General features: G+C 65.0%; 23 protein-coding genes and 1 other RNA gene. 12 read left to right on the top strand and 12 right to left on the bottom strand.

The window, feature by feature from the left end; translation table 11 throughout:
• The 6 genes from smc (at nucleotide 1) to OH705_RS21205 (ending at nucleotide 9,837) form a co-directional block, all read left to right on the top strand.
• Nucleotides 1-3,489, top strand: a complete 3,489-nt coding sequence (gene smc, locus OH705_RS21230; protein WP_267302902.1) for a chromosome segregation protein SMC — start codon at nucleotides 1-3, stop codon at nucleotides 3,487-3,489.
• A 205-nt stretch (nucleotides 3,490-3,694) separates the two neighbouring features.
• Nucleotides 3,695-4,585, top strand: coding sequence for a cell division protein ZipA (zipA, locus tag OH705_RS21225; RefSeq protein WP_023631491.1), 891 nt, complete (start codon nucleotides 3,695-3,697; stop codon nucleotides 4,583-4,585).
• Nucleotides 4,586-4,685: 100 nt separating this feature from the next.
• Entirely contained in the window at nucleotides 4,686-7,028 is a 2,343-nt protein-coding gene (gene ligA, locus OH705_RS21220; protein WP_267302901.1) for an NAD-dependent DNA ligase LigA, read from the top strand.
• Nucleotides 7,029-7,216: 188 nt separating this feature from the next.
• An RNA gene (gene ffs / locus OH705_RS21215) (signal recognition particle sRNA small type) lies at nucleotides 7,217-7,313 on the top strand.
• 164 nt (nucleotides 7,314-7,477) lie between these two features.
• On the top strand, nucleotides 7,478-7,867 hold the full coding sequence (locus OH705_RS21210) for a hypothetical protein (RefSeq protein WP_267302900.1): 390 nt from the start codon (nucleotides 7,478-7,480) through the stop codon (nucleotides 7,865-7,867).
• A gap of 23 nt (nucleotides 7,868-7,890) precedes the next feature.
• On the top strand, nucleotides 7,891-9,837 hold the full coding sequence (locus OH705_RS21205; protein WP_267302911.1) for a hypothetical protein: 1,947 nt from the start codon (nucleotides 7,891-7,893) through the stop codon (nucleotides 9,835-9,837).
• Here OH705_RS21205 and OH705_RS21200 read toward each other — a convergent pair.
• Nucleotides 9,791-10,225, bottom strand: a complete 435-nt coding sequence (locus OH705_RS21200; protein ID WP_267302899.1) for a helix-turn-helix domain-containing protein — start codon at nucleotides 10,223-10,225, stop codon at nucleotides 9,791-9,793. The genes OH705_RS21205 and OH705_RS21200 overlap by 47 nt on opposite strands.
• A gap of 85 nt (nucleotides 10,226-10,310) precedes the next feature.
• Here OH705_RS21200 and OH705_RS21195 point away from each other — a divergent pair, with 85 nt between their 5' ends.
• The 3 genes from OH705_RS21195 to OH705_RS21185 all read left to right on the top strand — a co-directional run bounded on the left by OH705_RS21195 (nucleotide 10,311) and on the right by OH705_RS21185 (nucleotide 12,595).
• A complete protein-coding gene (locus OH705_RS21195; protein WP_267302910.1) occupies nucleotides 10,311-10,811 on the top strand; it encodes a DUF2938 domain-containing protein in 501 nt (166 codons plus the stop codon).
• A 133-nt stretch (nucleotides 10,812-10,944) separates the two neighbouring features.
• Entirely contained in the window at nucleotides 10,945-11,862 is a 918-nt protein-coding gene (locus OH705_RS21190) for an EamA family transporter (protein WP_267302898.1), read from the top strand.
• A gap of 34 nt (nucleotides 11,863-11,896) precedes the next feature.
• Entirely contained in the window at nucleotides 11,897-12,595 is a 699-nt protein-coding gene (locus OH705_RS21185) for a hypothetical protein (protein WP_267302897.1), read from the top strand.
• Here the strand turns inward: OH705_RS21185 and OH705_RS21180 are convergent.
• A complete protein-coding gene (locus OH705_RS21180; protein WP_267302896.1) occupies nucleotides 12,570-13,385 on the bottom strand; it encodes a substrate-binding periplasmic protein in 816 nt (271 codons plus the stop codon). The genes OH705_RS21185 and OH705_RS21180 overlap by 26 nt on opposite strands.
• 131 nt (nucleotides 13,386-13,516) lie before the next feature.
• Here OH705_RS21180 and dnaX point away from each other — a divergent pair, with 131 nt between their 5' ends.
• From dnaX to recR, 3 genes are all read left to right on the top strand, one after another.
• A complete protein-coding gene (gene dnaX / locus OH705_RS21175; RefSeq protein ID WP_094010591.1) occupies nucleotides 13,517-15,583 on the top strand; it encodes a DNA polymerase III subunit gamma/tau in 2,067 nt (688 codons plus the stop codon).
• Nucleotides 15,584-15,647: 64 nt separating this feature from the next.
• Nucleotides 15,648-15,983, top strand: coding sequence for a YbaB/EbfC family nucleoid-associated protein (locus OH705_RS21170; protein ID WP_023632783.1), 336 nt, complete (start codon nucleotides 15,648-15,650; stop codon nucleotides 15,981-15,983).
• Between the two features lie 88 nt (nucleotides 15,984-16,071).
• A complete protein-coding gene (recR, locus tag OH705_RS21165; RefSeq protein WP_023632784.1) occupies nucleotides 16,072-16,674 on the top strand; it encodes a recombination mediator RecR in 603 nt (200 codons plus the stop codon).
• 61 nt (nucleotides 16,675-16,735) lie between these two features.
• Here recR and OH705_RS21160 read toward each other — a convergent pair whose 3' ends face one another.
• The 10 genes from OH705_RS21160 to OH705_RS21115 all read right to left on the bottom strand — a co-directional run bounded on the left by OH705_RS21160 (nucleotide 16,736) and on the right by OH705_RS21115 (nucleotide 26,627).
• Nucleotides 16,736-17,284, bottom strand: coding sequence for an adenine phosphoribosyltransferase (locus OH705_RS21160; RefSeq protein ID WP_038705708.1), 549 nt, complete (start codon nucleotides 17,282-17,284; stop codon nucleotides 16,736-16,738).
• Between the two features lie 52 nt (nucleotides 17,285-17,336).
• The gene (gene fnrA, locus OH705_RS21155; RefSeq protein ID WP_023630845.1) at nucleotides 17,337-18,071 is read right to left on the bottom strand and encodes a Crp/Fnr family transcriptional regulator FnrA; all 735 of its coding nucleotides are present in this window, start codon (nucleotides 18,069-18,071) and stop codon (nucleotides 17,337-17,339) included.
• Between the two features lie 187 nt (nucleotides 18,072-18,258).
• On the bottom strand, nucleotides 18,259-19,641 hold the full coding sequence (gene hemN / locus OH705_RS21150; RefSeq protein ID WP_267302895.1) for an oxygen-independent coproporphyrinogen III oxidase: 1,383 nt from the start codon (nucleotides 19,639-19,641) through the stop codon (nucleotides 18,259-18,261).
• 101 nt (nucleotides 19,642-19,742) lie between these two features.
• On the bottom strand, nucleotides 19,743-20,426 hold the full coding sequence (locus OH705_RS21145) for a sulfite exporter TauE/SafE family protein (protein WP_267302894.1): 684 nt from the start codon (nucleotides 20,424-20,426) through the stop codon (nucleotides 19,743-19,745).
• Nucleotides 20,419-20,631 (bottom strand): cbb3-type cytochrome oxidase assembly protein CcoS, encoded by a 213-nt coding sequence (gene ccoS, locus OH705_RS21140; RefSeq protein ID WP_267302893.1) that lies wholly within the window; start codon nucleotides 20,629-20,631, stop codon nucleotides 20,419-20,421. Before ccoS ends, OH705_RS21145 begins: the two co-directional genes overlap by 8 nt.
• Nucleotides 20,613-23,084 (bottom strand): heavy metal translocating P-type ATPase, encoded by a 2,472-nt coding sequence (locus tag OH705_RS21135; RefSeq protein ID WP_267302892.1) that lies wholly within the window; start codon nucleotides 23,082-23,084, stop codon nucleotides 20,613-20,615. The genes ccoS and OH705_RS21135 overlap by 19 nt, the downstream gene beginning before the upstream one ends.
• 106 nt (nucleotides 23,085-23,190) lie before the next feature.
• Nucleotides 23,191-23,718 carry a FixH family protein gene (locus OH705_RS21130; RefSeq protein WP_094010587.1) on the bottom strand — a complete coding sequence of 176 codons (528 nt, stop codon included), beginning with the start codon at nucleotides 23,716-23,718 and terminating at the stop codon, nucleotides 23,191-23,193.
• A gap of 15 nt (nucleotides 23,719-23,733) precedes the next feature.
• Nucleotides 23,734-25,149, bottom strand: a complete 1,416-nt coding sequence (gene ccoG / locus OH705_RS21125; RefSeq protein WP_267302891.1) for a cytochrome c oxidase accessory protein CcoG — start codon at nucleotides 25,147-25,149, stop codon at nucleotides 23,734-23,736.
• Nucleotides 25,150-25,455: 306 nt separating this feature from the next.
• Complete coding sequence (gene ccoP / locus OH705_RS21120) at nucleotides 25,456-26,439, bottom strand: cytochrome-c oxidase, cbb3-type subunit III (RefSeq protein WP_267302890.1); 984 nt, start codon at nucleotides 26,437-26,439, stop codon at nucleotides 25,456-25,458.
• A complete protein-coding gene (locus tag OH705_RS21115; RefSeq protein WP_031315534.1) occupies nucleotides 26,436-26,627 on the bottom strand; it encodes a CcoQ/FixQ family Cbb3-type cytochrome c oxidase assembly chaperone in 192 nt (63 codons plus the stop codon). Before OH705_RS21115 ends, ccoP begins: the two co-directional genes overlap by 4 nt.
• Nucleotides 26,628-26,630: the final 3 nt, after the last annotated feature.

Genomic DNA, 26,630 nt, shown 5'->3' with positions numbered 1-26,630 from the left:
GTGCGCCTGAAGTGCATCCGCCTGGCCGGGTTCAAGTCGTTCGTCGATCCGACCACGGTCAACTTCCCCAGCAACATGGCCGCCGTGGTCGGCCCCAACGGCTGCGGTAAATCCAACATCATCGACGCGGTGCGCTGGGTGATGGGCGAGAGTTCGGCGAAGAACCTGCGTGGCGAGTCGATGACCGATGTCATCTTCAACGGCTCCACCAGCCGCAAGCCTGTCAGCCAGGCCAGCATCGAGCTGGTGTTCGACAACAGCGACAACAGCCTGGTGGGCGAGTACGCCGCCTACGCCGAGATCTCGATCCGCCGCAAGGTCACCCGCGACGGGCAGAACACCTATTACCTGAACGGCACCAAGTGCCGGCGTCGTGACATCACCGATATCTTCCTCGGCACCGGCCTGGGGCCGCGCAGCTATTCGATCATCGAGCAGGGCATGATCAGCAAGCTGATCGAGGCCAAGCCCGAGGAGCTGCGCAACTTCATCGAGGAAGCGGCGGGCATCTCCAAGTACAAGGAGCGTCGCCGCGAGACCGAGAGCCGCATCCGCCGCACGCAGGAAAACCTCGCGCGTCTGACCGACCTGCGCGAAGAGCTGGAACGCCAGATCGAGCGCCTGCACCGCCAGGCCCAGGCTGCCGAGAAATACCGCGAGTACAAGGCCGAGGAGCGTCAGCTCAAGGCACGCCTGGCAGCCCTGCGCTGGCGCGACCTGGATGATCGGGTGCGCCAGCGCGAGACGGTGATCGGCGACCAGGAGGTCGCCTTCGAGGCGCTGGTGGCCGAACAGCGCAACGCCGACGCCAGCATCGAGCGACTGCGCGACGGTCACCATGAGTTGTCCGAGCGCTTCAACCAGGTGCAGGGCCGCTTCTATTCGGTGGCCGGTGATATCGCTCGCGTCGAGCAGAGTATCCAGCATGGCCAGCAGCGCTTGCGCCAATTGCAGGACGACCTCAAGGAAGCCGAACGCAGCCGCCTGGAAACCGAATCGCACCTGGGGCACGACCGCACCTTGCTGGCGACCCTCGGCGAAGAATTGGCGATGCTCGAACCGGAGCAGGAGCTGACCCTGGCCGCAGCCGAGGAAGCCGCCGCGACCCTGGAGGAAGCTGAGCTTGGCATGCATGGCTGGCAGGAGCAGTGGGACGGCTTCAACACCCGCTCCGCCGAACCGCGCCGTCAGGCCGAGGTGCAGCAGGCGCGCCTGGCGCAGCTCGAATCCAGCCTGGAGCGCCTGGCCGAGCGCCAGCGCAAGCTGGGCGAGGAGGGCGAGCAGCTCGGTGGTGATACCCAGGACACCGAGACGTCCGATCTGGGCGAGCAAGTGGCCAGCAGCGAGTTGCTGCTCGAAGAGCTGCACCTGCAAGAGCAGCAGGTGATCGAGCGCCTTGAAGGGTTGCGCGAACAATTGCAGCAGACCAGCCAGGCGCAACAGCAACAGCAGGGTGATCTGCAGCGCCTGGGCGGGCGCCTGGCCTCGCTGGAGGCCTTGCAGCAGGCTGCGCTGGAGCCCGGTGTGGGTGCCGCCGACTGGCTGCGCGCCCAGGGTCTGGAGCAGCGCCCGCGCCTGGCCGAGGGGCTGCGGGTCGAGCCCGGCTGGGAGCTGGCGGTGGAAACCGTGCTTGGCGCCGACCTGCAGGCAGTGCTGCTGGACGACTTCGCCGGCCTGGACTTCGCCGCGCTGGAGCAGGGCGATCTGCGCCTGCTGCTGGACGGGGGCGAGGGCCCGCGTGTTCCCGGCAGCCTGCTCGACAAGGTCGAGGGACGGGCCGATCTGTCGGCCTGGCTGGGGCAGGTCAGGCCGGTTGAAACGCTGGAGCAGGCGTTGGCGCAGCGAGCGTCGCTGGCTGCTGGGCAAAGCCTGGTCAGCCGCGACGGATACTGGGTCGGGCGGCATTTCCTGCGGGTCAGCCGTGGTGGTGAGGCCCAGGGCGGCGTGCTGGCCAGGGGCCAGGAAATCGAACGCCTGGCCCAGGAGCAGCTGGAGCAGGAGGCGGCGCTCGAACAGCTTGACGAGCAACTGCAGCGCCTGCGTGAACAACAGCTCGACCTGGAGGAGCAGCGCGAGCAATTGCGCCGTCGCAGCCAGGACGAGAGCCGCCAGCACGGTGAGCTCAAGGCGCGCCTGTCCGCTGGCCGGGCCCGCGCCGAACAGCTCGAACTGCGCCGCCGACGCTTGCACGAAGAACTGGCCGAGCTCCAGGAGCAGCGCGCCCTGGAGCATGAGCAGCTGGGCGAGGCACGCCTGCTGTTGCAGGAATCCCTCGACCTGATGGCCCAGGACACTGAGCAGCGCGAGCAACTCATGGCGCGCCGCGACACCCTGCGCGAAGGCCTCGACCGGGTCCGCCAGGAGGCCCGCCAGCACAAGGACCATGCCCATCAACTGGCCGTGCGCTTGGGCTCGTTGCGCGCCCAGCACGATTCCACCCGCCAGGCGCTCGAGCGCCTGGAGCAGCAGGCCGCGCGCCTGAACGAGCGTCAGGAGCAACTGAACCTGAATCTCGAGGAGGGCGAGGCGCCGCTCGAAGAGTTGCGCCTGAAACTCGAAGAGTTGCTTGAGAGACGCATGGGCGTCGATGAAGAGATGCGCCAAGCGCGGCTGCACATGGACGAGGCAGACCGCGAACTGCGCGATGCCGAGCGCCGCCGCACCCAGGCCGAGCAGCAGGCTCAGCTACTGCGCGGCCAGCTGGAGCAGCAGCGCCTGGAGTCCCAGGGGCTGGACGTGCGGCGCAAGACCTTGCAGGAGCAACTGCTCGCCGACGGCTACGATCTGCAGGGCGTGCTCGCCACGCTCGAGGCCGAGGCCAGCGAGCAGGGGGCCGAACAGGCACTGGAGCAGGTCGAGGCGCGTATCCAGCGCCTGGGCGCGATCAACCTGGCGGCCATCGAAGAGTACGAGCAGCAGTCCGAGCGCAAGCGCTACCTGGATGCCCAGGACGCCGACCTGGTCGAGGCACTGCAGACCCTGGAAAACGTCATCCGCAAGATCGACAAGGAAACCCGCAACCGCTTCAAGGATACCTTTGATCAGATAAATGCCGGATTACAGGCACTTTTCCCAAAAGTTTTCGGTGGTGGCAGCGCTTATCTGGAACTGACGGGCGAAGATCTACTCGATACAGGGGTGACGATCATGGCGCGCCCGCCGGGCAAGAAGAACAGCACCATCCATCTGCTGTCCGGCGGCGAGAAGGCACTGACGGCCCTGGCCCTGGTGTTCGCCATCTTCAAGCTGAACCCGGCGCCGTTCTGCATGCTCGACGAGGTCGACGCGCCTTTGGACGATGCCAACGTCGGGCGCTATGCGCGCCTGGTCAAGGAAATGAGCGAAACCGTGCAGTTCATCTACATCACCCACAACAAGATCGCCATGGAAATGGCCGACCAGCTGATGGGGGTGACCATGCACGAGCCGGGTTGTTCACGCCTTGTTGCAGTTGATGTGGAAGAAGCGATGGCCATGGTTGACGCATAAGGGGTAAAGAAAGGGTGTGAACATGTAGGCAAAAGCCTCAGCAGACGCGACAGACGGTGTAAAGTTGCCTTTGGTCGTGCTAGCTTAATGTCACTTGTTTTTTGCGTGGGTAAAACGCCTGTCAGAACATAGAGTTGGCGCCACGTGTTAAAGGCCTTTGAAGCCTTTGTTTTCAAGCATATTTTTTATAGAGGCACGGGATTACATGGAAATCGGTCTGCGCGAGTGGCTGATCGTCATCGGCATCATTGTCATCGCCGGTATTCTTTTCGACGGCTGGCGCCGCATGCGCGGCGGCAAGGGCAAGTTGAAGTTCCGTCTGGACCGTAGCTACGCCAACGCCCCGGACGACGACAGCGGCGGCGCCGAGGTGCTCGGCCCTTCGCGTGTGCTGGAAACCCATAAAGAGCCCGAGCTGGATGAGAGCGACCTGCCATCGGTCAGCGCCCCGCTGCGGGAGCGCGAACGCGAACGTGAAGCCAAACCGGCCAAGGCCAAGCGCGGCAAGCGCAACAACAGCGAGCAGCAACAGGGCGACCTGAAGCTGGCCGCCGAGCCGCGTGAGCCGGACCTGTTCGATACTGGCGACGACGACTTCGCCGCCGACAACACCCGCAACAGCGGTTTCACTGCCGCTTCCACGCCGGCCAAGGAGCTGCCGCCGGCCGAGGAAGTGCTGGTGATCAGTGTCATCTCCCGCGACGAAGGCGGTTTCAAGGGGCCGGCGCTGCTGCAGAACATCCTGGAAAGCGGCCTTCGCTTCGGCGAGATGGACATCTTCCATCGCCACGAGAGCATGGCCGGCCACGGCGAAGTGCTGTTCTCCATGGCTAATGCGGTCAAGCCCGGCGTGTTCGATCTGGACGACATCGACCATTTCAGCACCCGTGCGGTGAGCTTCTTCCTCGGCCTGCCAGGCCCGCGTCACCCCAAGCAGGCCTTCGACGTGATGGTCGCCGCCGCCCGCAAGCTGGCCCACGAGCTCAATGGCGAGCTCAAGGATGACCAGCGCAGCGTGCTGACTGCCCAGACCATCGAGCACTACCGCCAGCGCATCGTCGAGTTCGAGCGCCGCGCCCTGACGCAGAAACGCTGATACACCCGAGTGGGCGGACCCTGCCTCGGTCCGCGCCGCGATGATTGAAACGAAAGAGCAGCCAGGGGCTGCTCTTTTGCTTTGCAAGAGAAGACCAGAAATGAACGCCGAATCCCGAATCCACGAACTGCGCGCCGAACTCGATCAGCACAACTACCGCTACTACGTGCTCGACGAACCCAGCGTGCCCGATGCCGAATACGACCGCCTGTTCAATGAGCTCAAGGCTCTGGAAACCGAGCACCCGCACCTGGTGACGCCGGATTCGCCGACCCAGCGCGTCGGCGGCGCGGCGTTGGCGGCCTTCAGCCAGGTGCGTCACGAAATACCGATGCTCAGCCTGGGCAACGCCTTCGAGGAAGACGACCTGCGCGACTTCGGTCGCCGCGTGGTCGAAGGCCTGGACCTGCCGGGCGGCGATCAGGCGGCCGTGGACTACAGCTGCGAGCCCAAGCTCGACGGCCTGGCGGTAAGCCTGCTGTACCGCGACGGCCAGCTGGTGCAGGGCGCCACCCGTGGCGACGGCACTACCGGTGAGGACATCAGCGCCAACGTGCGCACCGTGCGCAACATCCCGCTCAAGCTGCAGGGCGAGGGCTGGCCGGCGGTGCTGGAAGTGCGCGGCGAGGTGTACATGAGCAAGGCCGGATTCGACCGGCTCAATGCGGCCCAGGCCGAGGCCGGCGGCAAGACCTTCGCCAACCCGCGCAACGCCGCCGCCGGCAGCCTGCGCCAGCTGGACTCGAAGATCACCGCCAGCCGCCCGCTGGAATTCTGCTGCTATGGCGTCGGCCAGGTGTCCGAGCCGTTTGGCGACAGCCATATCGGTATCCTGGAGAAACTCAAGACCTGGGGGCTGCCGATCAGCCGCGAGCTCAGGCACGCCGCCGGTATCGAAGAGTGCCTGGCCTATTACCGGGACATCGGAGCGCGCCGCAACAGCCTGCCCTACGAGATCGATGGGGTGGTGTTCAAGGTCAATGCCCTGGCCTCCCAGCGTGAGCTGGGTTTCCGTGCCCGTGAGCCGCGCTGGGCGATCGCCCACAAGTTCCCGGCCATGGAAGAGCTCACCGAGGTGCTCGATGTCGAGTTCCAGGTCGGGCGTACTGGCGCGGTGACTCCAGTGGCCCGTCTCAAACCGGTCAAGGTGGCCGGTGTGACCGTCTCCAACGCCACCCTGCACAACATGGACGAGATCGCGCGCCTGGGCCTGCGTATTGGCGATACGGTGATCATCCGCCGTGCCGGCGACGTGATCCCGCAGGTCATGCAGGTGGTGCTCGAGCGCCGTCCGCAAGGCGCTCGCGCGGTGCAGGTGCCGAGCCAATGCCCGGTGTGCGGCTCGCAGGTCGAGCGTACCCAGCTGGTCAAGCGCAGCAAGGGCAAGGAAACCACCAGCGAAGGCGCAGTGTACCGCTGCGTGGGGCGCCTGAGCTGCGCCGCCCAGCTCAAGCAGGCGATCATCCATTATGTGTCGCGCCGGGCCATGGACATCGATGGCCTGGGCGAAAAGAGCGTCGAGCAACTGGTCGATGAAAACCTGATCCGCTCGCCGGCCGATCTCTACAAGCTGGAATTCGAGCAAGTGGTCGCCCTTGAAGGCTTTGCCGAGGTCTCCAGCCGCAAGCTGCTCGAAGCCATCGAGGCCAGCAAGCGCCCGAGCCTGGCGCGTTTCATCTACGCCCTGGGCATCCCCGATGTCGGCGAGGAGACCGCCAAGGTCCTGGCCCGCTCCCTGGGCAGCCTGGCACGGGTGCAGGTGGCGCTGCCGCAGGTGTTGACCTACCTGCCGGACATCGGCCTGGAAGTCGCCTACGAGATCCATAACTTCTTCGAGGACGAGCACAACCGTGCGGTGATCAAGCAGCTGCTGGACAGCGGTATGCAACTGCAGGATGAAGGTGGGCTGGGCGCCGAGTTCGCCGCCAGCACCACCCTGGCCGGGATGCTCGCCAAGCTCGATATCCCGTCGGTTGGCCCGACCGGCGCCGAGAAGCTGGTAGACAAGCTGGGCACCCTGGACAAGATCATCGCCGCCGATGGCATCGACTTGCGCCAGGCCCTGAACACCAAAGCCGCCGACGGGGTGCGCGAGTTCTTCAAGGTCGAGGCCAACCAGCAGTTGGCCCGTGCCATCGAAGCCCAGTTGCTGGACTTCGGCATGCACTGGTCGTGCGAGAAGAAATCCGCCGAGGGTTTGCCCCTGGCTGGCCAGACCTGGGTGCTAACCGGTACCTTGGAGCGCATGAGCCGCGATATCGCCAAGGAAAAGCTGGAAAGCCTGGGAGCCAAGGTGGCGGGTTCAGTATCCGGCAAGACCCATTGCGTGGTGGCCGGGCCCGGCGCGGGTTCCAAGCTGGCCAAGGCCAGCGAGCTGGGCGTGGCGGTAATGGACGAGGAGGCGTTCGTGGGCTTCCTTGCGGAGCGCGGAATCGACGTCTGAGGCCGGTGGCCTTGTCGCGGGGCAAGCCCGCTCCCACGGGTGATCGTACGTGGGGGCGGGCTTGCCCCGCGATGGCTTTGCCACAAGTCCTTGAGAAATGATGGTTTTTTCACGATCAAAGGTTGTAACTTCGCCCTGGCGTTGTACAATGGCGCGGCTCGTCAGCTGGCGAGCCGTCGTGGTGGCCCCATCGGTCCCCCCGCATTGATTACCCGTTAACCTGGTCAGGCCCGGAAGGGAGCAGCCATAGCGGGAACATCGAGTGCCGGGGTGTGGCTGGTGGGGCCGCCTCCATTTTGGGCGCAGGGTTTTTTCCGGCGTACCTGTCAGGCGTCGCATATCAGACGCGTTTCTTTACACCCTTGCACTGTTTTCCGCCTGCACGATCCCGCGCAGCGCCTTATCATGCATCCCATCGTGTCGACCCATTCAGCCAGGAGATAGCGACCGTGGAACATGTCGACGACCTCACCCGTCAGAAGATTCGCGAGTGGCAAATGCGCCGCCTGGAAATCAAGGATCAGATGGCCGCCAGCCCCGAGCGTGTGCTGGAGCTGTCGCAGGTGCTCGACCAGATGGAAGAAGAGCACGAGCGCATCCTCGAGGATGCGGCTCCGCCAGCGGCGGTGAAGGCTGACGCGGTGACCTTGGAGCTGCAGATGTCGGCGCGCTCGGTGGGTGACTTGCGCAAGCTGCTGGAGTTGGCCCTGCATGAGCTCGATGGCGTGCTCGACGCACCGCAGGCGGGTGTCAGCCATCCCGGCGACATGGCCGGGTCGTTGGGTGCCTACCGCTTCGATCTGGTGGTGGGGCAGGCCGCTGACTCCGACAAACCTTGAGTGATCCCCGGACCGGTACCGACATGCAGCCCGAGCACTTCGACTTTTCCCATCCGGTGTACCTGCCAGTCACCGCAGAGGCGTGCCAGGCCTTGCTGGCCGACGGCGCGCTGGCGCTCGACACCCTGGGCGAGCCGGAGTTGGCGGCAGTGCTGGTGATCCAGAACCTGGCCCAGGCACAGGGCCAGGTCGATGCGCGAGCGGCGGAAAAGGTGCTGGGCAAGCTGTTGGCGTGGGCGGTCGATGGCGCGCACTCGCCTGGCGTGGGATTGTTGTCCGAGGCCCGCAGGCTGTTCGATGCGCGCAAGCTCTATTTCGGCCTTGAGGTGATCAAGGCTTCGAAGCTGCGCCTGCTCGACGCGGAGCAGGTCCAGGCGCGGGATTACCTGCTGGCCGATGGCAAGTGGGATTTCGACTACCGCATTCGCCTGCATCACAGTGACAACCCGTTCAGCCAGCGGGTGACCACCGGCTTCGACAACGAGCGCTGGCTGACCGTCGAGCAGGACAAGCTGCTCAAGGTCATCCAGGCCAACCTCGACGAAGACATCCACGTGCAGGGCTATGCCGGGATCGGCAAGAGCTACCTGCTTGGCGCGCTGATGGACTGCCTGCCCCGTGGCCGGGTGCTGGCCCTGGCGCGCACGCCGGCCAAGCTCGGTACCTTGCGTCGACGCATGGGGCTGGATGAGCAGGCCAAGGTCGGCATGACCTTCGGCCAGTTCGCCCGGGCCCTGCTCAAGGATACCCGGTCAGTTTCCGCCCGGACGGCGCAGCGCGGTCCCGGCAAGCGCAGGCTGGCCGAGGAGCTGGGGATCGTCGGCTTGCGCCAGTACGACGCCGAGCATGCCCTGGATATCTGCCTGGAAGTGTTGCGCAACTACTGCGATTCGCGGGATTACAGCCTGTCGAATCGTCATCTGCCGTATTTTCGCCAAGCGCTCTCCGGCGTCGATGCCCAGGTCCTGCTCGAGTACGCCAGCCGGCTATGGCGCTACCTGGAGGCGCAACCGGCCTGGGGCGCGCAGACCGGGTTCGAGGCGTTGCTGCTGCTCAAGCGTGCGAGCCTGGCTGGTTGCTGCGTGCCGGGGCGTTTCAGCCACGTGATCATCGACGAGAGCCAGGACGTGCCGGCCTCGCTGCTGCAGGTTATCGAACGGGGCCGCCAGGTGCTGATTACTTTGGGCGACGAGTACCAGAAGGCCTCCGGCGAGGTGGTCAGGCGTGAGCGTCAGGTGCGCCAGAAGGACATGGCCTTTGCCGTGCGTTGCGGGCCGAAGGTGGAACGCCTGATCAACCCGTTGATCGGCGTGCATTCGAAGAAGTCCAAGGTTGCCTTCGAGGCTGCGCGCCATGTCGATGTCGGCATCGAGCACTTCCCCGAAGGGTTCGTCCCGCCCGAGGGCTGCGTGGTGCTGACCGCCTCGCGCTGGGACACGATGCGCTGGGCCATGGAGTTGGCCGAGTCCAACTGCTTGTTGAATTTCCCCGATTGGCCGCAGGTGCGCCGCTTCATGGCCACGGCGATCGGCCTGTTCAGGGCCGCGTTCTATGCCCCGGGGCAGGATGCCGAAGGGCCGCATCCGTACTTCGCGCACCTGCTCGACTGGCAGCAGGTGCGTGAGTCCGAGCGTTTCGATGCCGCGTTCCTCTGGGTCGAGGCGCGCCTTGAGGCGGGTTTCAAGCTTGCGGACCTGACGCTGCTGGACGCGCGCATCGCCGCGCGGCCCGACAGCCTGACGCTGCTGATGGCCGAGGAGGCCGGCGGCCTGGAGTTCGATCAGGTGCTGCTGACACCGGAACTGATGACCACCGACCGCTTCAGGGACGCCTACGCCTTCGATGCCCGGATCTGCGCCGTGTATATCGCCCTGTCGCGGGCGCGTCGGCAGCTGTACCTGCCGTATGACGTGGAAGAGTGGATCAACTACCACAAGGGCCAGCCGTTCCGCGAGTTGCACGGCTACTGAGGCCTCCACGCCTGCCCTGGCTGGCCGACACCTGCATCAGCCGCTGAAAGGTCGGGCATTGCAGATGGCTCTCTTCGGGGCACTGCGCCGCATGGCGCAACCCCTTGCTCATCGCCTGCAGCCGTTTGATCCGGCGGTCGATCTCGTCGGCCTTGGCCAGCAGCAACTCGCGGTCGACCCGTTGCTCGTCAAGCATGGCGGCTACTTCGTCCAGCGAAAAGCCGGCCGCCTGTCCCAGCGCGATCAGCGCCAGGCGCTCGGGGGTGTCTGGCGGGAACTGGCGGCGCTGCCCATGGCCGGCCAGTGATCTGAGCAACCCCTTGTTCGCGTAGTAACGCAATGTCGACGCCGGCACTCCGGTGCGCCTGGCGACATCGGCAATGTCCATTGCAACCCCTCTTGACTTGAAGTTGACTTCAACTTGCATGCTGCTTGGCATCGACCTTTCCGTCAATCTGCCAAGGGCTCTCGTCATGACCATCCCCTCGCTTGCGCTTTCCATTTTGTTCATCAGCATCGGCGCCACCCTGGTCATGGACCTGTGGACCGTGTTGCTCAGGCATCTGGGCGTCACCACCCTTGACTACGCCATGGTCGGGCGCTGGGCGGGGCACCTGCGCGAAGGGCGCTGGCGGCATGCGGCGATCGGCAAGGCTGCGCCGGTCAGGGGGGAACTGGCGTTGGGCTGGCTGCTCCACTACGCCACAGGGTTGGTATTCGCGGCGCTGCTGGCGGCTATTGCAGGGCAGGGGTGGTTGCGGGTGCCGACACTGTGGCCAGCCTTGCTGTTTGGAATCGTCTCGGTGCTTGTACCGTTGTGTGTGGTGCAGCCTGCGTTGGGGGCAGGGTATTTTGCCGCCCGTACCCCGGCGCCGCTCAGGAGCTGCCTGCGTAGCTTGGCCACGCATGGCGTGTTCGGTTTTGGCTTGTTCCTGAGTGCGATTGTGCTGGCAGGGGTTCGTAGTTTTGCCTGACAGGTTAAACAGGCATGTTTAGTTCGACTCTCCAGTTATGGACCGGTCTCACGATTTGCCCGGAGCCATCTGGCATCTATTTGGTGGCGGTGTGATTACTGTGCCGTTTCTCAATTTGCCTGGAGGCGCAAAGATGAACATGAGTCGGCGAGACCTGTTTGCCGGTGTGCTGGTGACAGTCCTCTGGGGGTGCAACTTTTCCGTGATCGAACTGGGGCTCAAGACCCTGGATCCGTATCTTTTGACACTCCTGCGCTTCACATTTTGCGCCGTGCCGCTGGTGTTTTTCATCAGGCGACCGGTCGGCGTTTCCCTTGCCGTGCTGGCCGGATATGGGGCGATGTTCGGAGCAGGCCTGTGGTGGATGGTCAATTTTGCCATGTACAACGGCCTATCGCCGGGGATGTCGTCGGTGTTCCTGCAGTTCAGCGCTTTTTTTACCATCGGTTGGAGCGCCATTTTCCTGGGCGAGCGAATCAATGTCGTGCACGTGGGGGGCATGGCGTTCGCTGTTGCAGGGTTAGTGCTGATGCTGCTTGGGAGTGAACCGTCCACCTCGTTCGGCATCCTCCTCGTGTTGCTGGCGGCGATGGCCTGGTCCTTGTGCAACCTGATGGTCAAGGTCAAAAGACCTGGGCAGATGATGGCATTCATCATCTGGTCGAGCCTGTTCTCGGTGCCGGTGATTATGTTGCTGACGGTGGTGACGCAAGGGGCGGCGCCCTTTGCCAGTCTTGTGCAAGGCCTGGCCTGGGAGGCGCTGTTCTCTATCGCGTTCCAGAGCTATGTCACCACGTTGTTGGGGTACCTGGTCTGGAACAACCTCATGAAGAAGTACCCGGCAACCCATGTCGCGCCGCTTTCACTGTTGGTGCCTGTTTCTGGCCTGCTGGCTTCATACCTGTTCTACGAAGAGGTACTGAGTGTTGCCCAGGGGCTTGCCATTGGCCTTGTACTGGTTGGTATCGCGATCTTCCTGAATGCGCAGTCGTTGTCAGCGTTTGTGCTTTCCAGGCGAGCCCAGCGTTCAAGGGTCTCGCAAGGCAATTGAGGCGGCATTTTTCTGATATGCAAGGGAGACTGTGATGTTTGACATGAACAGGTACAGGTACGAGTACTTCTATGACATGGCCACGGTGATCGAAGGTGTTCTTCCCGAGACGCTCTGCGACGAACTGGCCAGCCGGGCCCAGGTTGTTATCGATGAAAAGGGCGTGGATTTGGTGCGGCACTCTGGCCTTGGCACGGATGCGGTGTCGGATCTGGGTGGCGACTATCACCATCATATTTTCAAAGGCGATGATGTCAGGCGCTGCCTGCCAGAACTTTATGCGGTCTATCACGCATTGGTTCCACTGGTCAGCCTGGTCACACATACCGACACGGTGGTTTCGCCTTATCCGCTGTCTGATGTGAACATCAAGGCCTATCCACCTGGCGGTGGGACCCTGGGGCTGCACTACGACACCAACGGTATTACGGTCCTGCTGTTCCTGACCAGCAACAGTGAGGCGCCATTGCGCATGCAGATCGAGCGCACCCATCCCAGCAAGAATATGCCGTGGATCGAGCACAAGAAGATCTATGCGCGTAAGGGCGCGCTGTTAGTCATGCAGGGGCGCAAGGTCCTGCATGACAGTGAGCCGACGGTAAGCGAGCAGAAGCTTTCCGTTGTCTGCAACTACTACGAGCGGCACGACACCTATCGGCATGAGGATTTCGACAACTTCGTCTACTACGGTGCCAAACCGAAATGGCTCAGTGAGTCTTCCGGCCAGGAGTGATGCCTGCCGGATTCTCTGCCACCGGGAGCGAGGGAGTCCGGTGTTGGACGTCGGTGTATCGCTCGACGATTCGCTGCATCTCCCCGGACTCCTTGATCCGCACCAGCGCCCTGAGTACGCCTTGGGTCGGCAGTTGGGGGTCGTTGCGCACCATGCAGCCCAGCGCCTGTTCTTCTAGCACGGCGAGGGGCTGCAGGTGTTGAGACGGCGGCAGGGAGCGGTTGTACCACTGCAGCGACAGCTGGTTGCTCACGGCATGGCGCAAGCGCCCGACCTGGAGCTTCTGCAGGACCAGCAACTGATTGCGGCTATCTTCGCGCTGCAGGCGGGCCTGGCTGAACAGCGGCTCGAGCGTGGGGTAGGTGTAGCCGAGCACGGTGCCGATGGCCTGGGGGGGCAGGGCGTCGGGGCTGACGGGGCCGCTGTCGCCGGGGCGGCCGACCAGCAGGTCGCGCTGCTCGATGAGCGGGATGCTCCAGAGATAGTCGCCGGGCCGATCGGTCAACCATTGCGTGGAAACGTAGCAGCGTACGTCGATTTCGCCGGCCTGCATCGCCTCCTGCAGGCGCAGGCGGGCCAGCACATGGTATTGGGGGCGGGCATCGACCTCCCGGGCGATGGCCTGCATCAGCTCCAGCAGGATGCCTTCCGCCGGCTGCTGGTCCTCGATGCGCATCAGCGGCATGCTCCAGCTTTCGGCGATGGAGAAGCGCAACACCGGCGGTTGCGCCACGCCGTGGGTAGCCCACAACGATATCCAAAATGACAGGGTGGCCAGGACTCGCCGCACGCCTCATCCTCCCTGATCCGTCGTCCGTGTGCCCGTCACTGAGCTTAGACGAGATCGGCAGGGTGCAATTTTGGCCCCGCTCCGCTAGCATTAGCGCTCTTTCCGCCCGCTCCGGTCACGATGGTTTTTTGATGAGTTATCAGGTTCTTGCACGTAAATGGCGTCCGCGCTCGTTCCGCGAAATGGTCGGCCAGACCCATGTGCTCAAGGCTTTGATCAACGCCCTGGACAACCAGCGCCTGCACCATGCCTACCTGTTCACCGGGACCCGGGGCGTGGGCAAGACCACCATTGCGCGGATCATCGCCAAGTGCCTGAACTGCGAGACCGGCATCACCTCGACGCCGTGCGGCACCTGCTCGGTATGCCGGGAGATCGATGAGGGCCGTTTCGTCGATCTGATCGAGATCGACGCTGCCAGCCGCACCAAGGTCGAGGACACCCGCGAGCTGCTCGACAACGTGCAGTACGCGCCGAGCCGCGGGCGCTTCAAGGTCTACCTGATCGACGAAGTGCACATGCTCTCCACCCACTCGTTCAACGCCCTGTTGAAGACGCTGGAAGAGCCGCCGCCCTACGTCAAGTTCATCCTCGCCACCACCGACCCGCAGAAACTGCCGGCGACCATCCTGTCGCGCTGCCTGCAGTTCTCGCTGAAGAACATGAGCCCGGAGCGCGTGGTCGAGCACCTGACCCACGTGCTGGGCGCCGAGAACGTGCCGTTCGAGGAGGATGCCCTGTGGTTGCTCGGCCGCGCCGCCGACGGCTCCATGCGCGACGCCATGAGCCTGACCGACCAGGCCATCGCCTTTGGCGAGGGGCGGGTGCTGGCCGCCGACGTGCGGGCGATGCTCGGTACCCTCGATCACGGCCAGGTGTATGGCGTGCTCCAGGCCCTGCTCGAAGGCGATGCCCGGGCGCTGCTGGCCGCGGTGCGTGACCTGGCCGAGCAAGGCCCGGACTGGAACGGCGTGCTGTCGGAAATGCTCAATGTGCTGCACCGTGTGGCCATCGCCCAGGCCCTGCCGGAGGCGGTGGACAACGGCCAGGGCGACCGTGACCGCGTGCTGGCGTTGGCCCAGGCCCTGCCGGCCGAAGACGTGCAGTTCTACTACCAGATGGGGTTGATCGGCCGCCGTGACCTGCCATTGGCGCCGGACCCGCGCGGCGGTTTCGAGATGGTCCTGCTGCGGATGCTGGCGTTCCGCCCGGCCGATAGCGACGACGCACCGAGGCCGGTACTAAAGCCGACGGGGATCAGCCAGGCCACAGCTGATCCGACCCAACCAGTGGCGGCAGCGGCTGTGGCCGTGGCGCCGTCCGTTGCCGCCAGTCCTGTCGCTGAAGTGGCCGCGCCGCTGCCCGTGGCTGAGCCATCCATACAGGCTGAGCCGCCAGTCGTCGAGGTGCCGCCCGTTGCCGAGGTTGTCGAGGCGCCGCAAGCGCCAGCGCAGCCCGAGCCCGAGCCGCAGCCCGTCGAGGAGGTCATCGATCTGCCGTGGGAGGAGCCGGTTGCCACTCCGGCGCCGGTTGCGCCCGAGCAGTTGCCCGAGCCGGCACCCGCGGTCGAGGCCGCCACCCAGCAGCCGGACGATGACGAACCGCCGTTCGACCCGTCGGCCTACAGCCCGGCGGGCATGGAGCGTGACGACGAGCCGCCGGCGGACGAGGACTACTACGCACCCGACAGCGACCCGGTCGGCTTCAGCTACCTGGACGAGCTGGCCGAGCACGTCCAGGAAGAGGCGCCTGCCCAGGCGCCGGAGCCACTGCCGGCGGCCATGCCCGCGACCGGCCTGGCCCTGCAATGGCTGGAATTATTCCCACAGTTGCCTGTCTCCGGTATGACAGGCAACATCGCCGCAAACTGTACGCTGATCGCCGCCGAGGGTGATGACTGGCTGTTGCACCTGGACCCGGGGCAGGGCGCGCTGTTCAACTCGACGCAGCAGCGCAGGCTGAACGACGCACTGAACCAGCAACTGGGCCGCGAGATCCGCCTGAAGATCGAGCTGATCCGCCCCGAGCAGGAAACCCCGGCCCAGGCCGCCTCGCGCAAGCGCGCCGAGCGCCAGCATGACGCCGTGGTGTCGATCGAACAGGATCCGCTCATCCAGCAGATGATCCGGCAGTTCGGTGCGACGGTCAGGCAGGATACTATTGAGCCTGTAGACGCCCTGGCCAGCCAGGGCCAATGAACGGATAACCATGCGGCCGGCCTGTGCCGGGCCGCATCACATGACCCAATCGAGGTATACCCCCATGATGAAAGGTGGCATGGCCGGCCTGATGAAGCAGGCCCAGCAGATGCAGGAAAAGATGCAGAAGATGCAGGAAGAGCTGGCCAATGCGGAAGTCACCGGCCAGTCCGGTGGCGGCCTGGTCAGTGTGGTGATGACCGGTCGCCACGACGTCAAGCGCGTCAGCATCGACCAGAGCCTGATGTCGACCGACGCTGACGACAAGGAAGTGCTCGAGGACCTGATCGCCGCCGCGCTGAACGATGCCGTGCGCAAGATCGAGCAGAGCAGCCAGGAAAAGATGGGTGGCATGACCGCCGGGATGCAGCTGCCGCCTGGTTTCAAGATGCCGTTCTGATCGGCTTCTGGCTTCAAATGGGGAGCAACGGCCCGACGGTCGTTGCTCCCTTGTTCATTCTGTTTCCTGAATTGGCAGGCCTGCACACATGAGCTTCAGCCCCCTGATCCGCCAACTGATCGACGCCCTGCGCATCCTGCCCGGCGTCGGTCAGAAAACCGCCCAACGCATGGCCCTGCAACTGCTCGAACGCGACCGCAGTGGCGGCACGCGCCTGGCCCAGGCCCTGAGCCAGGCCATGGAAGGCGTCGGTCATTGCCGCCAGTGCCGGACCTTGACCGAGCAGGAGCTGTGCCCGCAGTGCGCCGACCCGCGCCGTGACGACACGCAACTGTGCGTGGTCGAGGGGCCGGTGGATGTGTACGCGGTGGAGCAGACCGGCTATCGCGGTCGCTACTTCGTGCTCAAGGGGCACCTCTCGCCGCTGGACGGGCTGGGGCCGGATGCCATCGGCATTCCACAGCTGATGGCGCGGATCGAGGAGCAGGGCACCTTCAGTGAGGTGATCCTGGCCACCAACCCCACGGTGGAAGGAGAGGCGACGGCGCACTACATTGCCCAGCTGTTGGCCGAGAAGGGCCTGACTGCCACGCGCATCGCCCATGGTGTGCCGTTGGGTGGCGAGCTGGAATTGGTAGATGGCGGGACGCTGGCCCATGCATTTGCCGGGCGCAGGCCAATCACGTTGTAAACCTGTAAACGCATCGCGGGGCCAGTCGCATCGGCGCACCGCGATCGTTTTGAAAGCGAACTCAGTATTCGCTCAGGGAAAACTCGGTCAGGCAGAAGGTCGGCACGCCGGCCGCCTGCAGGCGACGCGAGCCTTCCAGCTCCGGCAGGTCGATGATCGCCGCCGCCTCGAAGACCTGGGCGCCGGTGCGGCGCACCAGGTTGGCCGCGGCCAGCAGGGTGCCGCCGGTGGCAATCAAGTCATCGAAGATCAATACCGAGTCGCCGTCGCAGAGGCTGTCGGCATGCACTTCCAGGAAGGCCTCGCCGTATTCGGTCTGATAGCCCTCGGACAGCACGTCGGCCGGCAGCTTGCCCTGCTTGCGGAACAGGATCAGCGGCTTGTTCAGCTGGTGGGCGATGATCGAGCCGATCAGGAAGCCTCGCGCGTCCATGGCGCCGATATGGCTGAACTCGGCCTCGACATAGCGCTCGATGAACTGGTCGGCGACATAGCGCAGCCCGCGCGGCGACTGGAACAGCGGGGTGATGTCGCGGAAGATCACGCCCGGCTTGGGAAAGTCCACTACCGGGCGGATCAGGGCTTTGAGGTCGAAGGTGTCGCTGTGCATGGGGCGGGTATCCTGGAAAACTCGGCGTCAGTATACCCTGTTAGCGCGGCGATCAGACCTCGAGTGCACCACCGGCCAGCGCGCACAGCTGGATCGGATCGAGAATGTGCACTTCCTTGCCCTCGGCCTTGAGCAGGCCGTTCTGCTGGAAGCGGGTGAACACCCGCGACACGGTTTCCACCGCCAGGCCCAGGTAGTTGCCGATCTCGTTGCGCGACATGCTCAGGCGGAACTGGTTGGCCGAGTAACCACGGGCGCGGAAGCGCGCCGACAGGTTGACCAGGAAGGTGGCGATGCGCTCGTCGGCGGTCTTCTTCGACAGCAGCAGCATCATCTGCTGGTCGTCGCGGATCTCGCGGCTCATCACCCGCATCAGCTGGCGGCGCAGCTGCGGCAGCTGTACCGAGAGTTCATCCAGGCGCTCGAAGGGGATCTCGCACACCGAGGTGGTTTCCTGGGCCTGGGCCGACACCGGGTAGGCCTCGGTGTCCATGCCGGACAGGCCGACCAGCTCGCTGGGCAGGTGGAAGCCAGTGATCTGCTCCTCGCCGCTATCGCTGAGGCTGAAGGTCTTGAGAGCACCGGAACGTACTGCGTAGACCGAGCCGAAATTGTCACCCTGGCGGAACAGGAACTCGCCTTTCTTCAGTGGGCGGCCGCGTTTGACGATTTCATCCAGTGCGTCCATGTCTTCCAGGTTCAGGGACAGGGGCAGGCACAGGGGGGCCAGGCTGCAATCCTTGCAGTGGGCCTGGTTGTGTGGGCGCAGTTTTACTGGCTCGGACATTTCTTTCGATCCTTGTGGGAAAGCACACATAAGCCGTAAGGATAACCCGCGGCATGGGCTGTAGGCCAGTGTGCGCATTTTTGGTGCACGCTAGCAGCGGTGTGGAAGGTGTGTCCCGACACCGTTCAACTGTCCATAGTGTGCCTCGAAAGGCGTGCTGTCCATGCGGTGAAACGCCTCAATCGCCTCAGATCACCCGCGAGAAACGCTGGCGATTCTGCTGCGCGAGGTAAGCGTCGAACACCATGCACACTGAGCGCGCCAGCAGGCGGCCGGCCGGCAGGATGCGGATGCCCTTGGCGTCCAGGCTGATCAGGCCGTCGCGTTGCATGGCCTGCAGTTGCGGCCACTGCTCCTTGAAGTAGCCGCGAAAATCGATGGTGAAGGCCTGTTCGATCGCTTCGAAATCCAGTTCGAAGTGGCAGATCAATTGCTGGATCACCGCCCGGCGCAGGCGATCGTCCTGGTTGCACATCAGGCCGCGCTGGGTCGCCAGCTGCGCGGTGGAGAGGGTGTCCTGGTAAGTGTTGAGGTCGCTGCTGTTCTGGCAGTAGAGGTCGCCGATCTGGCTGATCGCCGACACGCCCAGGCCGATCAGGTCGCAGTGGCCGTGGGTGGTGTAGCCCTGGAAGTTGCGTTGCAGGGTGCCTTCTTCCTGGGCGATGGCCAGCTCGTCGTCGGGCAGGGCGAAGTGGTCCATGCCGATGTAGCGGTAGCCGGCGGCGGTCAGTTGGTCGATGGTGGCGTGCAGCATCTCCAGCTTCGCCGCTGGGGCCGGCAGGTCGCTGCTGTCGATGCGCCGCTGGGGCATGAAGCGTTCGGGCAGGTGCGCGTAGTTGAACACCGACAGACGGTCGGGCTGCAGGCGGATCACTTCCTCGACGGTGCGGGCGAAGCCTTCCGGTGTCTGCTTGGGCAGGCCGTAGATCAGGTCCAGGTTGATCGAGCGGAACTGCAGGGTGCGCGCCGCTTCGATCAGGGTGCGGGTCTGCTCCAGGCTCTGCAGGCGGTTGACCGCGCGCTGCACGGCGGGGTCCAGATCCTGCACGCCGAGGCTGACACGGTTGAAGCCCAGCTCACGCAACAGGCCCATGGTCGACCAGTCGGCTTCGCGCGGGTCGATCTCGATGCCGTAGTCGCCAGAATCGTCGTCCAGCAGGTGGAAATGCTGGCGCAGGGTGGCCATCAGCTGGCGCAGTTCCACATGGCTGAGGAAGGTCGGCGTGCCGCCACCGAAATGCAGCTGCTCGACGACTTGCTTGGGGTCGAGGTGGCAGGCGATCAGCTGGATCTCCTGCTCCAGGCGTTGCAGGTAGGGCGCAGCGCGGCCGCGGTCCTTGGTGATGACCTTGTTGCAGGCGCAGTAGTAGCAGATGTTGGCGCAGAACGGCACATGCACGTACAGCGACAGGGGGCGGGCGGCGCGGCGGCTCTCACGCAGGGCGTGGAGCAGGTCGAACGAGCCCACTTCGCCATGCAGTTGCACAGCGGTCGGATAGGAGGTGTAGCGTGGTCCGGCCAGATCGTAGCGACGAATCAGGTCGGCGTCCCAGCGTAGGTCGTCGAGCATGTGGGTAGTCCCCGGATAGAGCTGCAGTGTCCGGAGTCTAGGGGCGGATGTAAGAAATCGTGTTGATTTGTATCAGGAGATCTGGTGATCCCAGTAGCCTCTCAATGCCCCATGAGCCAGTGCTGGTGAGGCCCGGGCAGGGTCCACAGGCCAAAGAGAATCACCAGTACACCGCCGGCCATGCGCACCCCACGATGGCGCAGCAGGCTGCCCACTCGTTCGGCCGCCAGCCCCGTGGCCAGCAGCACCGGCCAGGTGCCCAGGCCGAACGCCAGCATCAGCGCAGCGCTGTGCAGTGCGTCGCCCTGGCTCGCCGCCCACAGCAGGGTGCTGTACACCAGGCCGCACGGCAACCAGCCCCACAGGGCGCCGAGCAGCAAGGCTCGGGGCAGGCTGGACACTGGCAGCAAACGGGTGGCCAGCGGCTGCACGTGCCGCCAAAGCCCGCGCCCGAGTGCCTCGATACGGGTCAGGCCGCTCCACCAGCCGGCCAGGTACAGGCCCATGGCGATCAGCAGCAACGCGGCCGCGACCCGCAAGCCGGCCGCCAGCGGGCTGCTGGCCAGGGCCACGCCAGCCAGGCCAAGCAGCAAGCCGGCGGCGGCATAGCTGAGGATACGCCCGAGGTTGTAGGCCAGCAGCAGGCGCAGGCGCCGGCTGCGCTGCTCGGGGGGGATGGCCAGGGTCAGCGCGCCCATCAGGCCGCCGCACATGCCCAGACAATGGCCGCCACCGAGCAGGCCCAGGACCAGCGCCGAGCCCAGCAGGGGGATCAGTTCAGGCACGCGGGGTCGTGTCCTGGTCTTTGGGCTTTTCGCCCTCAGGCTTCACGGCCGCCTGGTGGCAGGGGTCCTGGTCATCGAACAGGATGCTGTGGGCCGGGCCTTCCAGGTCGTCGTACTGGCCGCTGTCCACTGCCCAGAAGAAGATGTACACAGCGATGCCGACCAGCAGCAGGGCGGCGGGGATCATCACGTAGAGGGCGGGCATAGCGGTTTCCTTTCGAGCGACACCGGCTCACGCACGACGGGGGCTGCTGCGAAGGGCAGCCGGGTCAGGCGCAAGGCGTTGAGCACCACGATCAGCGAACTGACCGACATGCCGATTGCCGCCCACACCGGGGTGATCCAGCCGAGCGCGGCGAACGGCAGCATGAGGCCATTGTACAGCGTCGCCCAAAGCAGGTTCTCGATAATGTTGCGGCGGGTCCGGCGGGCCAGGTCGAAGGCCTGCACCAGCGCCTGCAGGCGGTTGGACAGCAGCACCGCGTCGGCGCTGGTCTTGGCCAGGTCCGTGGCGCTGCCCATGGCGATGCTGATGTCGGCGGCGGCCAGCACCGGTACATCGTTGACGCCGTCGCCAAGCATCAGCACCTTGCGCCCTTCGCCTTGCAGCGTTTTCAGGCGGGCGAGCTTGTCATCCGGACGCAGGCCGCCGACGGCCTGGTCGATGCCCAGTTGCGCGGCCACCTGCGCGACCATCGGCGAACTGTCGCCGGACAGCAGCAGCGTGCTCCAGCCGCGTGCCTTGCAGGCCGTCACCAGGTCCTGGGCGTCGTCGCGCAGGTGGTCATCCAGGCCGAACCAGGCCAGTGGCCCTTGCCGGTCCCCGAGCAGCAGCCATTGCCCGTGTGGCTCCGGCACGGTGGGTACCTCGGCGCCGCTGAGTGCGCAGACGAAGGTCGCCTGGCCGATACGCAGGCGCTGGCTTGCCAGCGTGCCTTCCAGGCCCAGCCCAGGCACGGCGGTGACGGTTTCAGCCGCTTGCGCTGCGCGACCGAAGGCACGGGCGATGGGGTGTTCGGAGCGGTTCTCCAACGCCGCCGCCAGCGCCAGGCATTGGTCAGCGTCCAGTCGGCCCAGCGGGCGGATGCTGCGCAGGGCCAGCCGGCCTTCGGTGAGGGTGCCGGTCTTGTCGAAGATCACCGTGTCGATCTGGTTGAGGCCTTCGAGCACATGCCCGCGGGTCACCAGCAGGCCGAGCTTGTGCAGGCTGCCGGTGGCGGCGGTGAGGGCAGTGGGAGTGGCCAGCGACAGGGCGCAAGGGCAGGTGGCGACCAGCATGGCCAGGACGATCCAGAACGCCCGGGGCGCATCGAGCTGCCACCAGACGACACCGATCACCGCGGCGGCGACCAGGGTGAACAGCAAGAACCACTGCGAGGCGCGGTCGGCGATCTCCGCCAGGCGCGGTTTTTCCGATTGGGCACGTTCCAGCAGGCGGACGATGGCCGACAGGCGCGAGTCCTGGCCCAGGGCCTGGACCTCGATCGTCAGCGTGCTTTCGATGTTGAGGGTGCCACCGGTCACCCGGTCGCCGACGCGGCGCGCCAGGGGCAGGTACTCACCGGTCAGCAGTGATTCGTCGACGCTGGAGTGGCCGTCGACGATGAGCCCGTCGGCCGGGATGACGGCCCCAGGTAGCACCTGCACGCGGTCGCCGCACTGCAGTTCGCCGAGCAAGATGCGCTCGCCCTGGCCGTTGGCGTCCAGGCGCAGGCAGGATGCCGGCAGCAGGTTGACCAGCTGCGCGGTGGCCGCGGCGGTGCGTTCGCGAGCGCGGCGCTCCAGGTAGCGGCCGGTGAGCAGGAACAGTGCGAACATGCCCACGGTGTCGAAATACAGCTCGCCGTGGCCGGTGATGGCGGTCCAGATCCCGGCGCAGTAGGCCAGGGCGATGGCCAGCGACACCGACAGGTCCATGGTCAGGTGACGGGTGCGCAGGTCGCGGGCCGCGCCCTTGAAAAAAGGTGCGCAGCTGTAGAACACGATGGGTGTGGTGAGGAACAGCGCGACCCAGCGCAGGATGGTGTGCAGCTCGGGCGACAGGTCGATGTTGAATTCCGGCCAGGTGGCCATGGTCGCCATCATCGCCTGGAACCACAGCAGCCCGGCCACACCCAGGCGACGCAGGGCGCTGCGATTTTCCCGGGCCAGCTGTTCGGCAGCCTGGTCGGGCTGGTAGGGGTGGGCGGCGTAGCCGATGCGGCGCAGCCCAGCCAGCAACTGCGACAGTGGCAGTTGCTGGTCGTCCCAGTTGACCAGCAGGCGATGGTTGGACAGGTTCAGGCGGGCATCGGCGACGCCGGGCAGGGTGCGCAGGTGCTTTTCGATCAGCCAGCCGCAGGCAGCGCAACTGATGCCCTCGACCAGCAGAGTGGCCTCGGCCATTTGGCCGTCATGGCGCACGAAGGTTTGCTGCACGTCGCTGCGGTCGTACAGGGCCAGCTCGTCCTGGAGTTGACGGGGCAGGGCCTCGGGGTTGGCGCTGGTGTCGCTGCGGTGCTGGTAGTAGTGCTCCAGGCCCCCGGCGACGATGGACTCTGCCACTGCCTGGCAGCCTGGGCAGCAGAATGCCCTGGCCTCACCTAGCACCACAGCGGTGAAGCGGCTGCCGGCGGGAACGGGCAGGGCGCAGTGGTAGCAGGGGGTGGGTTGGCTCATCGACATCTCTTCTTGCTACAGCGGGTTCGTGGGAGCGGGCTTGCCCCGCGATGGGCCTGGAATGCTGGTTTTCAGGCCCGCCCCCACGAGGTGTGGTGTGTCGTTGTTACTGGTGCTCGGCCCCTTGAATGGCTTCATCGCCCAGCTGCAAGGTTACCCCATGCTCGACCTTCTCCTCCTCGAACAACCGCCACACATGGTCGTCCTGGCTGCCGAGCAGTTCGACGAAGCGCCGGCCGTCGACCTTGTCGTCCAGCTGGCCGACATAGCGGCCTGGCTCGGTGCGTGCCAGCTGCACCTTGCGGTCCTTGGCCGGCTGGGTCGGCGAGATCAGGTTCAGCTCCAGCACCTGCGGGTCGCTGTTGCCGGTCAGGCGCACTTCGACTTCGCCGGTCAGCTCGTCCAGGTGCACGCTGGCCTTGAGGTTGAGGGTCTGGGCCAGCAGTTCACGGTCCAGCGAGCGGTTGATGCCTTTGCCGGCCTCATAGTAGTTGTCGTTGACCAGGTTGTCCGGGTTGCGCACGGCGATGCTGACCATGGTCAGGCTCAGGCATACCGAGGTGGCCAGGATGCCGATGATGATCCAGGGCCAGAGGTGCTTGTACCAGGGGCTGGCGGCGGTGGCGGCAGGCATTGTCTAGGTTCTCTCTCAGCGGATCTGTGGGCCGATGAAGCGGCTCTTGGCTTCAACCTGGCTGGCGCCGTCGTCGGCGTCCTTGAGGATGAAGGTGATTTCGTTGGTGGTCGAGGGCAGCTGTTCCGGTGCGACCGACAATTGCACTGGCAGGTTGACGATATCGCCGGCGGCCACACGGATCTCACGCTGGCCCTCGAGTTTGAGGTCGGGCAGGCCGGCGGCGTCGAGCACGTAAATGTGGTCGCGCTGATCCTTGTTCATCACCTTGAGGCTGTAGACGTTCTCGATCCGTCCTTGCGCGTTCTCGCGATAGAGCACGCGGTCCTTGGCCACGTCGAAGCCCACCAGCGAACGGGTGGCGAAGGCGGTCACCAGGGCGCCTATCATCACCAGCAGCACCAAGGCATAGCCGATCAGGCGCGGGCGCAGCATGTGGGTCTTCTGCCCGGACAGGTTGTGCTCGGTGGTGTAGCTGATAAGGCCCTTGGGGTAGTTCATCTTGTCCATGATGCCGTCGCAGGCGTCGATGCAGGCGGCGCAGCCGATGCACTCGATCTGCAGGCCGTCACGGATGTCGATGCCGGTGGGGCAGACCTGTACGCACATGGTGCAGTCGATGCAGTCGCCCAAACCCTTGGCCTTGTAGTCGATGTCCTTCTTGCGCGGGCCGCGGGTCTCGCCGCGGCGCGGGTCGTAGGAAACGATCAGGGTGTCCTTGTCGAACATCACGCTCTGGAAGCGCGCGTACGGGCACATGTAGATGCACACCTGCTCGCGCAGCCAACCGGCATTGCCATAGGTGGCCAGGGTGAAGAAACCGACCCAGAAGTAGGCCCAGCCATCGGCCTGGCCGGTAAAGAACTCGATGGCCAGCTCGCGGATCGGCGAGAAATAGCCGACGAAGGTCATGCCGGTGACGAAGCCGATCAACAGCCACAGGCTGTGCTTGGCCAGCTTGCGCAGGAACTTGTTGGCGCTCATGGGCGCCTTGTCGAGCTTCATGCGCTGGTTGCGGTCGCCCTCGGTGACTTTCTCGCACCACATGAACACCCAGGTCCACACGCTCTGCGGGCAGGTGTAGCCGCACCAGACCCGGCCGGCGTACACGGTGATGAAGAACAGGCCGAAGGCGGCGACGATGAGGATGCCCGAGAGCAGGATGAAGTCCTGTGGCCATATGGTGGCGCCGAAGATGTAGAACTTGCGCTCGGGCAGGTTCCACCACACGGCCTGGTGACCGCCCCAGTTCAGCCAGACGGTGCCGAAATACAGCAGGAACAGAGCAGCGCCGCCGACCATCCGCAACCTGCGAAAGAGACCGGTGAAGGCGCGGGTGTAGATTTTTTCGCGCGAGGCGTAGAGGTCGACGGAATCCTTCCCTTTGCTGGCAGGCGGGGTGACATCATGTACCGGAATTTGCTTGCTCATCATCAAGTCCCACGGCAGTGGAGAAATGCCGCGGCCAGTGCGTGCCGGCCGCAGTCTCGCGCGTTCTGCTAGCGCTCTGCGGCCCATGATACGCCTGTGATGGCGCATGCGGGGCGCACTGCGACACTTAGTCGCGTTGGGTTCGTGGTGTGAATCGTGTTATGGCGGGTGTCAATTGATTCAGGTCAGTCGTCTGAGCTTTTTGCCCTGTAAGTGGGCGTGGGAGCGGGCTTGCCCCGCGATGGCGTCGCCAGCTTCGCGACCATCGCGGGGCAAGTCGCAGCGGTGCACCGCCGCTCCCATGGGTTACTCGGCCTTTGCTGCCTGCTGTTGCTCCTGATGCGACAGGCTGTACACGTACGCCGCCAGCAGGTGCACCTTGTCGTTGCCCTGCATCTGCGCCTGGGCCGGCATCTGGCCCTGGCGACCATAGCGGATGGTCTGTTGCAACTGGGCGAAGCTCGAACCGTAGATGAACGCCTGCGGGTGGGTCAGGTTGGGCGCGCCCATCGCCGGGGTGCCCTTGCCTTCGGGGCCGTGGCAGGCCACGCAGTTGGTGGCGAAGATTTCCTTGCCTTTGGCCGGGTCGGCCTTGGCGTCCTCGGGCAGCTTGCGGCCGTCAAGGTTGGTCAGCACGAAGGCCGCCACATCGGCCACCCCCTGTTCGCCGATCACCGTGGCCCAGCCTGGCATCACGCCATGGCGACCGTTCATGATGGTGGTCTTGATGGTCTCTGGTTCACCGCCCCAGCGCCAGTCGTTGTCGGTCAGGTTGGGGAAGCCGTAGGCGCCGCGGGCATCGGAGCCGTGGCATACCGAGCAGTTGGAGGCAAACAGGCGCGCGCCCATCTTCAGGGCTTGCGGATCCTTGGCCACTTCCTCCAGCGGCATGGCCGCGAACTTGGCGAAGATCGGCCCGAAGCGGGCGTCGGCCTTGGCCATTTCCTTTTCCCATTCGTGCACGCCGGTCCAGCCGGCCTGGCCGTTGGAAAACTCGGTCTTCTTTTCGTTGTCGACGTATGCGTAGCCCGGCAGGATGCCTTTCCAGTTGCCCAGGCCCGGGTAGAGCACCAGGTAGCCGAGGGCGAAGACGACGGTGCCGATGAACAGCCAGAACCACCACTTCGGCAGGGGGTTGTCGTACTCCTCGATGCCGTCGAAGGCGTGGCCGACGACTTCGTCGGTAATCTCCTCGCGCTGGCCCCGGCGGGTCGACAGCAGCAGCCAGGTCAAGGCGAAGATGGTGCCCAGGGTCAGGACGGTGACGTACAGACTCCAGAAGGTTGTCATTGTTTTTTGCTCCTAGAAGCTTGTGCTTGCTCGACGTGACGGGTGGCTTCGGGGTCGTCCGCGAACGGCAATTGCGTTGCCTCGTCGAATTCCCGCTTGCGCCGTGGGCTGAACACCCACAGCGCCAGGCCCACGAAGGCCACCAGCACCACGACGGTGCCCAGGCCGCGAATCATCCCGATATCCATCAC

This window comes from Pseudomonas sp. BJa3, from assembly GCF_026343815.1.
Lineage (GTDB): Bacteria > Pseudomonadota > Gammaproteobacteria > Pseudomonadales > Pseudomonadaceae > Aquipseudomonas > Aquipseudomonas soli.
This window is presented reverse-complemented; position numbering and strand designations above follow the sequence as displayed.